This is a genomic window from Endozoicomonas elysicola (assembly GCF_000710775.1).
GTDB lineage: Bacteria > Pseudomonadota > Gammaproteobacteria > Pseudomonadales > Endozoicomonadaceae > Endozoicomonas > Endozoicomonas elysicola.
The window spans coordinates 4,364,141-4,380,503 of record NZ_JOJP01000001.1 but is presented as its reverse complement, the minus strand read 5'-3'; the positions used below and the strand labels follow the sequence as shown (position 1 = coordinate 4,380,503).

Here is a 16,363-nt window from a genome sequence, read left to right as displayed (position 1 = left end):
CTTTATAAACCTTCTACTTAGGCAGTCTCAGTGACTTTTTCATGGGTCAATGACCGAATCAGCTCAACTTCCTTTTCATCATAAGCGGTGCCATCCGGTTTAAGCAAATCATGAAACCACAGATCTTTTTCTTTGGCAGATACCCGGATATCTGTCCAGGGCAGGTGTGTCTGTGTACGACCATTCACCAATCCCCACTGGTAACAGGCGACACGGTGTGATTTAAAGATCGGAAGCTGCTCTTCGAGACGACTGCCAACATGGCGGGCCAGCCATTCAGTGCAGAACAGTGGGCGCTGATATTTCCCGTCAAGGTAGTGAATGATGCTCTGCATTTTGTCAGCGGAAACATAAGCGTGGAAACTGATAATGTCAGAGAGTTCCAAGGCCAGTCGGTCAAATCGACGGTGGTAAAAAGGATCTTTTTGTCCTGTCAGCAGGTAATCCAGACTGATATTGCCTACCAGTGGCAGTTTAACATTGACCGTGGTGCCCACTTCGTAGGCGCCTGCCGTCAGTGGCTGGGTTGGCGATTCCTGCCGTGCCCAGACAAAGGCCTGTTCTAATAATTCCGTTGCATGGGATGTCAGCCTGGGGTCTATCAGCTTCCAGTTAAATCGTCCGAACACTGCAGAATTCGCTGGCTCATTGTACAGGTCCCAAAGCAGAACCCGGCTATCGTTCCGGAATGTGGAAATAATATCCCGAATGTAAGCTTCAACTTCTTTCCACTGACGTCTGTCTTTAACCACTTCTCGGCCGGGGCTGGCAGCTGCCTGACTGTTATGGATGCCCGGAATCGGCGGTTTCTGTTGACCAAGGTAAGGTTCATCACCGGAGAATCCACAGTCATCCATCAGGCAAAGCATGACGTATATGCCATGCTTTTCGGCAATGTTCAGGAATTGGTTGATACGCTGGATCAACCTATCCCGGTCATGCTTCCAGACAATAAAAGGCAGGTTGGTTCTGAGTGTGTTGTAACCGATGGCTGTTGACCAGCCAAGCTCCTGGTCAATGGTGGCAGGGTCAAAAGAGAGTCCCTGCCAGAGCTCGGTCCAGTTAATGGCTGTTCTGGGAAGGTAGTTGAACCCCCGCAGCCAGGGCAGCGCTGAATACCACTGCTGTGCCTTCTCGGCAGACCACTTGCCGGACATCGGGTGTCTCCGTTATTGGTTTTCTATGCTCTCGAGAGCCGAAAGAATGTCCTTTTTCCGGATTTGTGCGAATACTGTTCTTCCCTGTTGTTCCGTTGCTTCGATCTGTTGCAATGCTTATTCAAACAGAGACCTGGCCTTGCCGAGGTCACCTTCACCATTAAGGCTCATGATGTACCCGTATTGAGTCAATAGCTCCAGGCTGTCAGGGTTTCTGGTGAGCGCTTCATCAAACAACTCGATAGCTTCTTTTTTATCACCATAAGAAAGTGGCCAGCCAGGTGCCCAGTAGAGTGCGGATGCCAGACTCGCTTCTGCCATGCCATCAAGTGCCATTGGCGAGATTTCGATGGCTTTTTCCAGATCCTTTTTGCCCTCTTTTAAATAACCCAATGATTTTACACTGTTGAGGGCATTGGCAATTTCAAGGTTGCTATTGGCTTTAACAATTAACAGTTCTACGTCGTCTGGTGTTGCGATCAGTGCCTGAGTTGCTTCTTCCAGTACCCGTTCAAGTTCAGCGACTCTCTTATCCGTATCACTTTCCTGCAGTGCCTGAATCCACTGACTCTCCAGCTCGTAGCCAGCGCTGAGCTGGTTTGCATGGGCAGTAAAGGAGAGGAGGGCGAATGTAAAACTGGTAATCAATGTGGTAATAAGCTTCATGGTTGGGCTCCATCAGCAATCGATCAGTCTTTGTATTGTTAAAAACTGAATATTTTTCATTTTTATTGTTTGTGCTCATTTAAACAGCATCCGGGATAATATGAAAGCCTTCATTGGTTCAGTGTTTATTTAACTGGCCAATCCTGTATTGTTTCAGAAGGAGAGGAAGGCAACGGTATGCGGTTTCAGAGAATCATGGTTGTTTCACGAGATTTCTCTGGTATATGATAAAAACATGATAAAAATTCACATTATGGAGTGATGGGGGAGAAAATATGAAAGCAGTAGGCAGGGTGCCGCGCTGGCGGCTGGTATTATTCTCCTTTGGCAACTTTGGGTGGATGCTGACTGCCTTCTGTTTTATGTCAGTCATTAATTACTTTTATTTTCCACCCACTGTTGAGGGCGTCGAGCCAATACCGGAGTTAATCAACCGCGCGCCTGTTTTTATGGGGCTGACAGTGCTTGGCCTGATACTGGCTGTATCCCGGCTGTTTGATGCGATCACCGACCCCCTGATCGCCAATATGAGTGACCGTTCAGTACATAAATTTGGTCGACGTCGTATATTTATGGCACTTTCCCTGATCCCCTTTGCCATCTGTTCTGTTCTGGTATTCACCCCTCCTGATACGTCCCCCACGATCTTGAATGCCGCCTGGGTGGTTGTTTTTGGCATTCTCGCCTACCTGTTTATGACCATGTATGTCATGCCTTATACCGCGTTGATTCCCGAGCTGGGTAAAACGTCTGAGGATCGGATATTTATTGCTACGGTTAACTCGGTTGCCTGGGCTCTGGCTTTTGCCTGTGGTCAGCTGGTGTGGGTGATTAAAGATACGCTGGAATCCTCAGGTATGGATGCCATGACGGCAATCCGGGTCTGTGCAGGACTGTTTGCGGTCTTGGGTGGCCTGGCCATGCTGGTGCCGATTCTGGCCATTGATGAAAGCAAGTACTGTGATGGAAACACCTGCTCAGAGCCTGTTCTTGGTGCCATGAAGTCAGCATTTACTAATCCTGATTTTCGCATGTTCTCACTGGCTAATGTCGCGACTTTTATGGCGACGTTTTTTCTGGAAACCGGGGCTATCTATTACGTCACGATGCTAATGGGGATGTGTGAGGCAACAGCATCGCTGATTATGATTGTGATGTTTGGCTGCAGTTTTGCCTGTTACCCCTTTATCGTGAAACTGACCCGCCGAATTCCCAAAAGAAATATGCAGATGTTTGCCATGGCACTGCATGGTCTTCTGTTTGCACTGATTCCCCTGTGTACTATCCTGCCGGATGCCGCGTTGACGGGGTGGGTGATTATTCTGTTACTGGCGATACCGACCGCCATTAACAGTATTCTGCCAACCGCCATTATGGCGGACATTGCCAAGTCTGATGGCAATCGCACCGGCAGTCATAAGGAGGGGGTGTTTTTTGGTGCCATGAATTTCAACATCAAGGTGGCCACATCAGTGACCAGCCTGATTTTTCCCTCGTTGCTGATTATTGGCAGCAGCGATGGGGCTCCCAGCACTTTTGGGGTTTCGCTTACTGCGCTGGTGGGTGCGGGCCTCTGTTTTGTCGCCGTACTGGCATTGAGGTTTTATGATGAGCAACGGGTTAACCGTCATCTGGATGATGAACAGGATGAGACGCCTTCTCAGGGTGAAATGACGGAATCCATTGCCTGAGATCTCGGCCTGTATGTTTTTACTCTGACGTGCAGCTTACGCACAAAGACATCAACAGACCCTGAAAATAATAAGAATAAAATGGAGTAACCTGACTGTGTTTCTTTCCAGAATCACCGCTGTTTTTATCAGTGTCAGCTGCCTGGGGCTGCTGACTTTTCTCTTTCTGTTCTTGGAGTTTAATGCCCCGGGGCTGACAGCATTTGGGCTGATTACCGCCATAGCTGTGATCTATGGCCTTATCTACACCATTGCATCAGTTCGTCTGGTTAACCGGTTGTGGGCTAAACGATCAGACCCAGAGAGTAGACGGGTAAAACCTTTTTTTTATTCTCTGTCTTTTCTGGCAACCGCCGCTCTCCTGGTTATCGTGTTTCTCGACAGTACGGTATTCGACTATTACCAGCCGGTCAGTATTTTTGATGAAGTGATTGCGGCACTGGGTGTTGCCTGGGGCTTTTTAGCCATCGCCATGTTGTTTTCTGCATTGCCTCGCCACCGAAATGATCAGGCAATACTGAAAAACACGGCAACCGTAGGATTAATCGCCATTTTGGGCTGGCCATTGATGGGTTCTCTGAACTGGGTCAATAACCCGCAATATAATGATGAGTTGAGGGATGTGCAGGATCTCTTTGTGGGCGGTGTTGATGGTTACGCCATCTACCGGATTCCCGGATTGCTGGTGGTTCCAGCAGGCAGTCAGCTGGGTAATGGCGAACAACTGAAGTCTGACCTCTTGATTGGGGTGGCTGAAGCCCGCCGCGATGCTGCTCTGGATACCGGTGTTATTGATCTGGTGACCAAAGTTAGTAAGGACGGGGGTAAAAGCTGGAGCCAGCTGAATGTCGTCTGCACCTATGAGGACAATAATAAGCGGGGTAAGTGCGGCAACCCCACACCGGCCTTTGACCAGGAGACCGGCATTATTCATCTTGCGCACAATATCAGTAACGAAGCCAGGCAGCATTGGCCAGTAATGATCACCAGCCGTGATGGTGGTCTGACCTGGAGTGATCGTGAAGTACTGCCATTTAAGGGCCTGATTTTCGGGCCTGGGCATGGTATCCAGAAACAGCAGAATCCAGCGAAAGGGCGTCTGATTATTCCAGGCTATCTGAACCAGAAGGTTGAAGGCCGTGCCAACCAGGCTGTGGTTCTGTTCAGTGATGATCATGGCAATACCTGGCAGACCAGTGAGCCACTCAATACCGGTGATGAAACGGCCATTGCTGAACTGGCCGATGGTCGTATTTATATGAATACCCGTCAGCATGCAGCCCTGGGTCGGGCACCTGCCCCTAATGGACGTTGGGTGAGTACGTCTTCTGACGGTGGGATGAACTGGCTGGAGGCAGAAAAGGATCTGTCCTTGCTCACGCCGGTTTGCCAAGCCTCTGTTGAGGAGTATGGCGAAAAGGGCTTGCTTTTTGCCAATCCGGCCAATACCCGGGCACGGGTCAATATGACTGTTCGATACAGTGAGGATCAGGGGAATAGCTGGAAGAACAGTGTCACTGTCTATCCTGGCGCTGCCGGTTACTCCGACCTTGGTACACTCTCCAATGGTGATGTGGCTGTTCTGTTTGAAAACGGAGTCATGTCTTACTCGGAAAAAATCACCATTGCCATGGTTCCAGAAAGCCTGATAACACCTCAGTAAACAGATGTGAAAAATAATAATAAAAAAGAGTCCGGTTGTACCGGTAGGTTGGGGGAGTGTAATGGATATCAATAACCGGGTTCCGAGATGGCGGCTGGTGCTTTTTTCATTCGGGAATTTTGGCTGGATGCTGGCTGCGGCCAGTTTTGGTTCAGTGATTACTTACTTTTACTTTCCTCCAGAGGTGGAGGGTACTACTCCCATACCTGAACTGATCACACGGGCACCGGTACTCATGGGGCTAACGGTTCTGGGTATTATTCTTGCCCTTTCCCGGTGTTTTGATGCTATAACCGACCCGCTTATTGCCAATATGAGTGACCGCTCGACTCATAAGTTTGGTCGCCGTCGTATATTTATGGCTTCCGCATTACTGCCTTTTGCACTGACAACGGCTCTGGTCTTCTGGCCACCCGATGATACCCCCAGTACCTTGAATGTTATCTGGGTCTCAGTCTGTGCGCTGCTGGCTTACCTGTTTATGACCATGTACTGCATTCCCTATGGCGCTCTCACTCCTGAGCTTGGGAAAACCTCTGATGATCGAGTTTTTATTGCAACCTGTAACTCCATTGCCTGGGCACTGGCCTTTGCTTTCAGTCAGTCAATCTGGGCCTTGAAGGGTGAGCTGGAGTCCATGGGGTTTGATGCCATGACCGCGATCAGAATGTGTGCGATCTTTTTCTCTATTGTGGGCGCACTGGCCATGGCTGTCCCGGTGCTGGTTATTGATGAGAAGAAATACTGCGATGGTAATCAGTGCTCGGAACATGTTTTCAGTGCCATGAAGTCCGCTTTTTCCAATGTGGACTTTCGCATGTTTACGCTCTCCAATCTGCTCACGTGCATGGCCACATTCTTTCTGGAAACCGGTGCTATCTACTACGTGACCATTTTGATGGGGATGAGTGAATCCACAGCGTCACTGGTCATGATTGTCATGTTTGTCTGCAGCTTTGCCTGTTACCCATTGGTTGTGAAGTTAACCCGTCGTTTCCAGAAACGCACCATGCAAATTTTTGCATTGGTATTGCATGGCCTGTTAATGGCACTGATTCCTCTGTGTACTGTTTTACCCGATGCGGCTCTGACGGGTTGGATTCTTATTCTGCTGCTGGCAATTCCTACCGCTATTAACAGCATTCTGCCGACGGTTATCCTTGCTGATATTGCCCGTTCGGATGGCAATCGCACGGGCAGTCATAAGGAGGGTGTCTTTTTTGGCGCCATGAATTTCAATATTAAACTAGCCATCTCATTGACCAGTCTTGTCTTCCCTTCACTGTTGATTATTGGTAGTGCCAGTGGCACACCTAATGCCACGGGAGCTTCTATCACAGTCATGGTCGGTGGTGCGCTCTGCCTACTGGCGGCCCTGGCGCTGAAGTTTTACGACGAAGACCGGGTTAACCAGTTTTTGAACGATGCTCCTGATAGACAGGACGATGGTGAAGGGCTTAAAGGAAATTTTGATTATTCTTAGGGCCTGGGAAAGGTAAGTAGCAGGAAGTAAGGTTGAATGATGGATGTTTCCAGTGTCAGTGAATTAACTCATTCCCAACGGTTGCCAAGGTGGCGACTGGTGCTATTTTCTCTGGGGCATTTTGGTGCAACGTTAACCGCGTTCTCCATGGGTATTGTCCTAAGCTATTTTTACTTTCCTCCTGTTGTTGAAGGTAAGGCTGAAATCCCGGAATTACTGCCACGGATTCCTTTGTTTCTTGGCCTTACCGCTCTCGGCATTATTACCGCTTTAAGTCGTGTATTTGATGCGGTATCCAGCCCGTTTATTGCCAATCTGAGCGACCGGTCCAGAAGTCGGTTCGGGCGACGTCGGTTGTTTATGATGGTTGGACTGGTGCCCTTTGCACTAACCTCTATTACTACATTTTTTCCACCGGATGACACGGCGACCACATGGAATATTCTGTGGGTTTCGGCCAGTGTTCTGTTGTTTTACTTCTTTATGACTCTCTATGTGATGCCTTATGGGGCCTTGATTCCGGAGCTGGGTAAAACGGCGGATGATCGTGTGTTTCTTGCAACCATGAGTGCTGCAGCCTGGGGAGCGGCTTTCTGTGTGGGGCAAACGTTGTGGTTCTTCAAAGGAGTACTTGAGGGGCAGGGGGTATCACCAATGGATGCCCTGCGAATCATTGTGGTCAGCTTTGCTCTGATCGGTGCCCTCTGCATGCTGGTTCCTCTTCTGGTGATTGATGAGAAGAAGCACTGCAGTGGCAAGGTGGCGAGTGAAGGGGCCATCAAATCCATGGGGGAGGCGCTGAAAAACCGCGATTTCACCGTATTTGTGCTGGTTAACTGTCTGACGTTGATGGCAACCTATTTTCTGGAAACAGGAGCTGTTTATTACGTAACGATGCTGCTTGGGCTTTCTGAGCAGTGGGCAACCGCTTTGATGGTTGGTATGTTTGCCATGAGTTTTGCCCTCTACCCTCTGGTCGTCAGATTGACTAAGTTCTACGCGAAGAAGAACATTTATATCGTTGCCCTCATTCTGGAAGGTTCGGTTTTTTCCATGATTCCGCTGGCCAATGATGTTGCCCATCCAATGGTGCTGGCTGGCTTGATTGTTTTCCTGGGGGCGATTCCTATTGCCATTACCAGTATCATTCCGGCTGCCATGATGACCGATATCACTCTGTCAGACACTCGACGTACAGGTGAGCATAAAGAGGGAACTTTCTTTGGTTTACAGAGCCTGAATGTAAAACTGGCTGGTTCGGTGACCAGCCTGGTTTTCCCATCTCTGCTGATTATCGGAAGCAGTAATGGTACACCAACGGAGTACGGTGTCTCCCTGACTGCCTGGATTGGCTGCAGCTTTTCCTTTCTGGCGTGTGCTGTTTTGTTCTTGTATAACGAGAATCGAGTGAATAAATATTTAAATGAGTCGGCATAAAGAAAAGCCTGGTGTTTAAAAAAATGATAACTTGATTCTGTTATTGATCAATAAATACGTCATCAAACATTAACGCCAGCGTCATAAATTGAAGATTAAATAAATACCTTATTCACAACACGAATGAATAAGGCAATGATAAAAAAAATACTGAATCAGGGATGCCTGATCATTCTGGTTGGGCTTACGGCCATATCAAAGACTTTTGCAGATAATAAAAAAGTGCTGCTGGTGGGTATTGATGGGGTGCAGTTTGAACATATTCACAGGCTGCCCACCCCAAACTTTGATCGTTTAACCATAACCAAAGCTTATGCAGGTGGTATTAAGGGGCGCTTCAACCAGCAGAACACCAGCAGTGGGCCAGGATGGAGTACCATCTTAACGGGTGTCTGGGTCAATAAGCACGGGATTAAGAGTAATGATACAGGGCCAGCAAACCGAGACTGGCCAAGTATCTTTCGCTTGATTCATAACGCTAATAACGATGCAGAACTCTATTCATTTTCAACCTGGGGCACCATTAATACGCTCTATTTTCCCTATGATATGCCTTTGCTGGCCGCTCGCTCTGAAGGCGGTGGTGATGATAAAAGCCTGAATCTGACACTGGATGTGTTAAGGAATAACAGTCCGGACTTCATTTTTATACACCTGGATGAGCCGGATGGTGCCGGTCACTCTCATGGCTGGGGCGTAGAGTACGATCAGTCCATCATTGACAGTGATAGACGACTGGGTATGTTACTGGATGAAGTTGAGCAGCGGGAAAAGGTGTTGAATGAAGAGTGGCTGGTGCTGGTCACCACAGACCATGGCAGGAATGCGATAACCGGTAATGGTCATGGGAGCCAGACACGCAGTGAGAAGACGGTGTTTATCGCCTCTAATAAAGAGTTGAGTCAGGCATACCAACAATTTGCTTCAATTCCTAATCAGGACTTTGATGGGCTGTACAACACACCGGCACAAACCTTCATAGTACCCACCATTTTGCAGTATCTGGGCATTGGCAGTGATCTACTGGGGTACCTTGATGGCTTTCCTCTTCTGGGACCGATCGAGCCGCATCAACGGATGTATGCAACCATCGGCAGTGCTCGTTGCGGGTTTGAATGGGATGCCGATGCCGGTACACCAATAGCGCTGGAACGCAGTGAGCATATTGCTAAATTCGATTGTGGAGGGAACAGTGACCCACTGCTGGTGAAAGGCAATTACGTGTATGCCAATATTTATGGTTCTTCCTGTGGCCTTCAATGGAATGCAAAGGCGGGGACACCAATGACGGTCGATGGCAACGAGCATGTTGCCAAGTTCGATTGCAGCCAGGCTGGTGATGCAATGACGATTAGCAGTGACTTTATCTACAGCACCATTGATAGCAGTGAGTGTGGACTGGAGTGGGATGCTCAGAAGGGCACACCTGTCACATTAACCAGTGAGGAACATGTTGCCAAATTTGATTGCAGTGGCAGTGCTGACCCCTTGTATTTGAAAACGTTCAATAACGTCTCTATGAATGGGCTTGAGATTTTTCAAGCCCGTTTGTCGTCACCTTTAACCGGACACTTTCCAGATAATAAAGATTTAAAGAAAGAATCTGTCTGTGCAGGTTTTCAGAAATTTGATAAGTGCCTGAATTTCCGGTGTCTGATCTCTGGCTTCAGGGTAGAAAAAAGAGATGCCCAGTTTGAGTGATGTTTCCAACTCAACCAATACTAACTGTTTGAGTAAGCCCTGGTTCACCAAGGGCTTTGCAAGACTGGTGCTTATTGCGCTCCAGCCATCGTACTGAAGCAGTTCAAGCAGCACATCATTATTGCTGATAATGCTCAGGTCTGGTGATAGCGCAAAAAGCTCAGGCATTGCCTTGTAAAGGTTTTCACTGATGTACTGTTTTTCGAGCTGCAGGTCACCAACAGTGATGATCTCCATCTTTGCCAATGTATGATCGGGATGACAGTAAAGAGCAATATCCTGTGTACCTATGAACGCATACCCAAGCGGGAATAGTGTTTCGTGGGCAAGACGATGTTGCATCAGTGCGAGTTGATTGGTTCCCTCAGATACTGCTTTTAACGCTTCCTCCCGATTTTTATGCAACCAATTGAGCTTGATATAAGGAAAGCGGTTTGTCATGAAGTGCTCTATTTCCACGACCAGTCTGGGTGGGACTAACACATCATGAAACACATCCAGTTGGGTAACTGGCTCCATGTAGCTGCTGAGCAGTCGTGTATTCAGCCGTTCACTGTGTTTCACCAGTAGCTTTGCCTGTTTGTAGATGGCTGCCCCGGTTTCTGTAACGACCGCTGCTTTACCCTCTATGTGGAACAGGCTGACAGCATAGCTTTCTTCAATGACCTTGATCTGCTCGCGGATTGTTGTGCGATCTTTACCCAGTTTACGTGCTGCTCGACTGTAACTGCCTTCCTCTACGGTGGCGCAGAAGGATGAGAGATGTTCGTAAGAAAACATACTTCTTATTTTATGATGGAATTTACCCCACATAATGCATTTTTTGGAACGAAAAATCATTGTTAGTCTTGTTCCATCATCAGCCAATAGAAATAGAAAAAAGTTTGGGTAAATGGAGGTACAGTAATGAAAAATACATTCAAGCTCACAGTGATTGCCGCTATTGTGGCTTTAACGGCTGGCTGTGTTCAGCAGGCGGACAATGAGAACACTGCTTCAGCAATATCGGAAGAGATAACGTCAAATCCTGTCACCCTTTACATAGCGGATGACATTATCACCATGTCAGAGTCAGCGGCCGAAAATATAACGGCCATTGCCGTGCAGAATGGGAAAATTCTTGATCTGGGTGAAAGTGCAGAGTTACTGGAAAGGTACGCAGAGCACCCCAACCTGCTTGTTGATAAACAATTTGAACATAACGTGATCACTCCGGGGTTTGTTGAACCCCATATTCATCTGTGGCTCAGTGGGATTTTAATGAGCACTGATTTTATAACCCCTGGCGACTGGAAACTGCCATGGGGAGATGTAGCGGGTGTTCAGACTGAAGAGACATTTATCCGCCGCTTACGGGAAATTGAAGCGACCAAACCGGAAGGGGAGCCGCTTATTGTCTGGGGGTATCATAACTATTTCCATGGCAACAGGATGGGCAGGGAGCTGATTAATCAGGTGTCTGATACTCGGCCCATCATTGTCTGGCACCGCAGCTTTCATGAGCTTTTCTACAATGACGCGGCATTGAACATGCTTGGCTGGGAGGAGAGCGACTGGAAAGGTGAAGGAGCAGCCTATGAGCAGCTTGATTGGGAGCGGGGGCATGCCTTTGAAAATGGAGCCAAGGTAGTACTCAATGATACGTTGAAATTCCTCGTGGAAAGTGGCCGTTTTGCCATGGGTATGGAGCGAACCCGTGATTACGTCCAGTCAGCAGGTATTACCACCGCAGTCGATCCGGGGGTGATTGCTACTCCGGAAATGTATCAGCAAATGGTTTCCATCCTCCTCGACGACGACTTTCCAATGGATTACTGGCTGATGCCTGCTGGCAACTTTACCTACAGTGCTGGGGGCTATGATGCACTTAAAGGCAAAGCGATTGCTGAATCTCAGACACAGTCATACAAGGGACAGGATCAGATTCAATGGTTGCCCAAATTTGTAAAACTGTTTTCGGATGGTGCGATGTACAGTCAACTGATGCAGTTAAAGGATGGTTACACTGACGGTCATCATGGGGAGTGGTTGCAGACGCCGGAAGAACTTGAAGACAGTATGAGGCCCTACTGGGAAGATGACTACACCGTTGTGATTCATGCTAATGGTGATTTGGGGTTTGAAGCGGCCATTGAAGTACTGGAAACGCTAAATAAAGAAACGCCCCGTGATGATCATCGCACCAGTTTCCATCATTTGGGGATTACTGATAAAAACGACATTCCTCGTGCAGTTAAGAGCGGGGCAAACTTCAGTGTTAACCCTTACTACACTCATGTGCTGGCAGAGCTTTACAGTGAAAAAGGAGTTGGGAAGGAAAGAGCCGAAGTGATGGCAAGGGGTCGCTCATTTATTGATGCTGGAGGCATTTTGTCATTGCATTCTGATGCCCCTATGGCCCCTGCTCAGCCAATCACTCTGATGTGGGCAGCGGTAAATCGCATCGGTTTATCCGGTGAAACCGTAATGGGATCCAGTGAGCGTATTACGGTTCATGAAGCGATGAAGGCCATAACGATTGATGCTGCATATACTGCCAGGCTCGAAAATGAGATAGGCAGCATTGATGTGGGCAAATACGCAAATTTTGCGGTACTTGATCAGAACCCTTATAAGGTAGATAAGCAGGATCTTAATGACATCAATGTTATGGCGACTGTGTATCGTGGTGAATCTTCACTCATTAATGTCAGTAATGCCGGTATGAAAGTCACCGCAAATAGTTTGAGTGTGCTTGAGCTGGAGAATCATTACGGCCATAACCATGAAGGGAAAGCACATGGTGACTTCTGTGAAACAGCACTTTATATGCAACAGGCGATGGGTAAAGTGGTGAATTAAGAGGGTAGAAAAAACCGCCTGATAATGTTCTTCATCAGGCGGTCATCAATATCAACCATGCAAATGGTTCATATTCGAATGTTGCTTAGGCAAAGTTAGCGGCAACAAATTCCCAGTTTACCAGGGCCCAGAAACCTTTCAGGTAGTCTGGACGTACATTGCGGTAGTCAATGTAGTAAGCGTGCTCCCACAGGTCGCAGGTCAGCAGAGGCTTCTGATCGCCAGTGATTGGAGTGCCGGCGTTGCTGGTGTTTACGATTTCCAGAGAACCGTCGGTGTTTTTCACCAGCCAGGTCCAGGAAGAACCGAAGTTGTTAACGGCCATGTCAGAGAACTTGGCAACGAACTCATCAAAAGAGCCGAAGGCTTTGTCGATAGCCGCAGCCAGTTCACCGGAAGGCTTACCGCCGCCATTTGGGCTCAGGCAGTTCCAGTAGAAAGTGTGGTTCCATACCTGTGCAGCATTGTTGAAGATACCGCCTTCAGAAGTCTTGATGATCTCTTCCAGACTCTTGTTTTCCAGCTCAGTGCCTTCAACCAGGCCGTTCAGTTTGACAACGTAAGTGTTGTGATGTTTGCCGTAATGGTAATCCAGAGTTTCCTTGGAGATATGTGGTTCCAGGGCATCGCGCTCATAAGGCAGTTCTGGCAGTTGAAAAGCCATTTGTCTTCTCCAGATGTGATTGGAATAGTTGTGGTTTCGTTCAGAGACCTGATTTTTCGCAAAGCGATAGTAGCACTGTGGCTACTACGAATCCATGTGAGCTGTATCTTGAGGTGAAAAACAGAAATTTCAAGTCTTAAGTGGCCCTTTACGTTGAAGAAAGGGTTGGGGGCTGGATTTCTTTCTTCTACAATAGTCCCTCATTTATTTTTCAGAACAGCCAGGAGCTGGGAACGCCGTTTAACCTAAAGCGGATCGAATGATTGGTGCGGTGTTTTTGATCGAAAGCAGTGACTATGCAAGAGGATAAAAAGATTCGTCAGTCAAGCCAGGATTTGTCCATTACCGCTGAGCAGCGACCTTCAAGGCACCGCCCTGCTGGTAATGCTCCCAAAAGTACTGGTAAGCCAGCTACCACCAGTAAACACAGTGGTGCAGGTTATTTTGTTTCCGGTGTCTTGTTTGTGCTTCTGGCAGGTGTGACGGCTGGTGGCTACTGGCAAGTGACCGAATTGCAGAAAACCCTGGCAGATACCCGTCATGAACTTCAGCAAACCCGTGATCAGCTTGGCCTGGTGACTGGAAAGGTTTCTGAAACGGGTGAAACTATCAACCAGAGCGACTCCATCTTCCGCTCTGAACTCAAGGTGGTTAATTCTGAGATTCGCAAGCTCTGGGATGTTTCCAACAAGAGAAACCGTGAGTGGATTAATGAGAATAAAGAGAAGATTGAGCAGGGGGCGAAGAAAGTTGATCTTGCCGTCAAACAGTCTGATGCAGCTAAAAAGTCATCTGAACAGGTAGTTTCCAAACTGTCAGAAATGGATCAGATGATCAAGGCCATTACTACCGAGCAGCTGGTGGCTAATTCAGACATGACCGCCCATGTGGAAGCACTGAAAGCGGAAATTGATGGTTTGAGGAACTCGTTATCTGCCCAACAGACCGTTGAGCAGAAAATTCAGGCTTCCACGCAATCGCAGGAAGAACTGAGCAAGAAACTCAGTGCCTTCCAGGGGCAGGTTTCCCTCCGGTTGCAGCAGCTGGAAAATACCATGCGGGACCTTGGAAACCCTAAAGACAAGGGGCTGAAGATTCAGTAGCCTTTAACATCAGGGATGGAAATAGCCGGTGAACAATAAAAACTGCGGCTTGTTGATGATGCTACTGGCCAGTTTCTGGTTACAAGGGTGTAGTTGGCTGAATTTTTTCGGGGAGGTTGAAGTGCTTCCCGAAAAAGTATCTCCGCTTCGCTTTGAGACCCGGTGGTTTCATCCTGAACTGCCTGCTGAATCTCTTGGCTTACCTGAAAGCAGTAAAACACTGGTGGGTGAGTGTGAGTTTCAATCAGAGCTTCTGAAATTACGATCAAATCAACATCGAGGTCTGCTTTTACCACTGATGGCTTTTGGTGAGCAGGGGCAGATCACTCTTGACCTGATAGCGAGTAAACCGGTCTATAAGTTGCTGCAATCAGAATGGTCATTGGGATCTCCTTATGACAGTCTGCAGCTCTATCAGCGCTGGGTAAGTGGTGTTGAGCACTCCTGTCCTGATGGCTTAAGGCGTGAACTGCCTCACTGTGTTATGAAACCTTTCTATTCTCTGGGAGGCCTTCTGGACAGTGATTCCAGTTATGAGCTGGAGCGGATTAATAACTGGCTGACTCAGCAGGCTCCTCTGGATTATCTGATCCTTCCTGATCTGGCACTGTTAAAGTCAGATTCTGTTCTGCAGTTAAGTTATTCTCCAAACTCCCCTGTGATTACCGAGCAGAACTCCGAAAGCAGTTATCAGCATCTTCAGCCCTTTATGTTAAGGAAGAGTCTGGACTGGGTATTGCTTGATAATGATAACCGGTTGATTTCTGACGAGTTTGTCAGTTATGGGCGTTGTTCTGTGTCGTGGCAAGGGCTGAATGCACAGGGAGACTCCGGCGATGGGCAGCCACTTGATTTTGATTATTTAAGCCAAATAAGCGCAGTTATCAATAAAAGGATGCATGATTTATTAAAAGACATATCTTTTTAACTTCAGGTAATGGGTAATTAATTGATTGTATTAGCTAATCTATTTTATTTTTTTATTTATGTCTGTCTTTATATGTTCAGTCAAAAAAATGATTAATTGTTGAGTTGGCTGAATTTTGAAAGCCTTTTGGTTTAGGTTTGGCTATTTCCTTTTTAACATGCTTCATATTTTCTTCCCACACTAATTGGTTTGTTCTTGTTCTGCTAGCCTGAAATTAATAAGTGTTATCTGAACTTAATCAATGCTGGGTGATTAATTTGTTGTTTGTTTTTTGAACAGCTTTTCATCTGATGATTATTGGGAATTAACAGCCAGAGTTTATTATGGATAAGAGTAACAGTCTTGGACGGACAAGTGGTGAGTTTCAACCTAGGGAATTACCTCATGGTAGTTCACCAAAAAGTCAGAAATCACAGGGCGTAGCGGTTCAAAATAACCTTCCTAATCAAACTCCACGTCATATAGCGCGCTCTTTACCTGGTAGTCAGAGTCTACTGGGTAGAGCTATAAGCTCTACTTTCGGTCAGTCATACCTTAAAGGTTCAGCAAGAGGGGGAATGCTTCAGTATGTAGAGGATGGGGTGAAAAATAAAAAAAGAATAACTGTAAACGATGATGCTTCTTTGGGTAATAGAAAATTATCAAAAGCATGCAAACAGCTTAAAGCAATATTGCAAGAACTTAATAATGAACATCTCAGAAAAGTTGAGGACTTATCTTTTTTAGGTGAAAGCTTTACAGAGAAATTTAATAAGATAAATCAGAGTGAGCCAGAAGAGGTTGCAAACATTGTTGTTGAGTTATCGAAAAGCTTCGAAAAATGGCACCGCAATAATTACTTTCAAAACGCTAGAATAACAGGCTCTAGAGTTCAGGAGCTTGATAAAGAGTGTAAAGCAATTCTCAAAATATTTTTGGTGGAAGAAGTAGAAGATAATGACTCGGGAATTGGTTCTAAACCAGCATCTGATACTGAAAGTATTCCGGAGTCTATAGGTGAACCAGAGTGGGAAGATGAAGACTCAGGAA

General features: G+C 47.1%; 13 protein-coding genes. 9 read left to right on the top strand and 4 right to left on the bottom strand.

Translation table 11 applies throughout. The features are described from left to right. Positions 1-17: 17 nt before the first annotated feature. Both GV64_RS18480 and GV64_RS18475 read right to left on the bottom strand, forming a co-directional pair. Entirely contained in the window at positions 18-1,157 is a 1,140-nt protein-coding gene (locus tag GV64_RS18480; RefSeq protein WP_020581257.1) for a glycoside hydrolase 5 family protein, read from the bottom strand. Positions 1,158-1,274: 117 nt separating this feature from the next. Then, positions 1,275-1,823 (bottom strand): tetratricopeptide repeat protein, encoded by a 549-nt coding sequence (locus tag GV64_RS18475; protein WP_020581256.1) that lies wholly within the window; start codon positions 1,821-1,823, stop codon positions 1,275-1,277. Between the two features lie 275 nt (positions 1,824-2,098). On the opposite strand from GV64_RS18475, the gene GV64_RS18470 reads away from it, so the two are divergent. The 5 genes from GV64_RS18470 (at position 2,099) to GV64_RS18450 (ending at position 9,798) form a co-directional block, all read left to right on the top strand. Continuing rightward, the gene (locus GV64_RS18470; protein ID WP_020581255.1) at positions 2,099-3,514 is read left to right on the top strand and encodes an MFS transporter; all 1,416 of its coding nucleotides are present in this window, start codon (positions 2,099-2,101) and stop codon (positions 3,512-3,514) included. A 97-nt stretch (positions 3,515-3,611) separates the two neighbouring features. Next, complete coding sequence (locus tag GV64_RS18465) at positions 3,612-5,177, top strand: sialidase family protein (protein ID WP_020581254.1); 1,566 nt, start codon at positions 3,612-3,614, stop codon at positions 5,175-5,177. Positions 5,178-5,238: 61 nt separating this feature from the next. Continuing rightward, positions 5,239-6,660, top strand: coding sequence for an MFS transporter (locus tag GV64_RS18460; protein WP_020581253.1), 1,422 nt, complete (start codon positions 5,239-5,241; stop codon positions 6,658-6,660). Between the two features lie 36 nt (positions 6,661-6,696). Beyond that, the gene (locus tag GV64_RS18455; protein WP_020581252.1) at positions 6,697-8,097 is read left to right on the top strand and encodes an MFS transporter; all 1,401 of its coding nucleotides are present in this window, start codon (positions 6,697-6,699) and stop codon (positions 8,095-8,097) included. A gap of 135 nt (positions 8,098-8,232) precedes the next feature. Then, complete coding sequence (locus GV64_RS18450; RefSeq protein WP_020581251.1) at positions 8,233-9,798, top strand: alkaline phosphatase family protein; 1,566 nt, start codon at positions 8,233-8,235, stop codon at positions 9,796-9,798. On the opposite strand, the gene GV64_RS18445 is transcribed toward GV64_RS18450, so the two are convergent. Continuing rightward, positions 9,688-10,578 (bottom strand): LysR family transcriptional regulator, encoded by an 891-nt coding sequence (locus GV64_RS18445; RefSeq protein ID WP_026258066.1) that lies wholly within the window; start codon positions 10,576-10,578, stop codon positions 9,688-9,690. The two genes, GV64_RS18450 and GV64_RS18445, sit on opposite strands and share 111 nt — an antisense overlap. Positions 10,579-10,704: 126 nt before the next feature. Between GV64_RS18445 and GV64_RS18440 the strand changes: the two genes are divergently transcribed. Further along, entirely contained in the window at positions 10,705-12,639 is a 1,935-nt protein-coding gene (locus tag GV64_RS18440) for an amidohydrolase (RefSeq protein WP_020581249.1), read from the top strand. An 85-nt stretch (positions 12,640-12,724) separates the two neighbouring features. Here the strand turns inward: GV64_RS18440 and sodB are convergent, their stop codons facing one another. Then, positions 12,725-13,303 (bottom strand): superoxide dismutase [Fe], encoded by a 579-nt coding sequence (gene sodB / locus GV64_RS18435; protein ID WP_020581248.1) that lies wholly within the window; start codon positions 13,301-13,303, stop codon positions 12,725-12,727. A gap of 296 nt (positions 13,304-13,599) precedes the next feature. Between sodB and GV64_RS18430 the strand changes: the two genes are divergently transcribed. The 3 genes from GV64_RS18430 to GV64_RS25365 form a co-directional block, all read left to right on the top strand. After that, entirely contained in the window at positions 13,600-14,406 is an 807-nt protein-coding gene (locus GV64_RS18430; protein ID WP_020581247.1) for a hypothetical protein, read from the top strand. Between the two features lie 28 nt (positions 14,407-14,434). Next, entirely contained in the window at positions 14,435-15,334 is a 900-nt protein-coding gene (locus GV64_RS18425) for a hypothetical protein (protein ID WP_020581246.1), read from the top strand. 323 nt (positions 15,335-15,657) lie between these two features. Further along, on the top strand, positions 15,658-16,363 hold a 706-nt coding region (locus GV64_RS25365), incomplete at its 3' end, for a hypothetical protein (protein WP_160171814.1).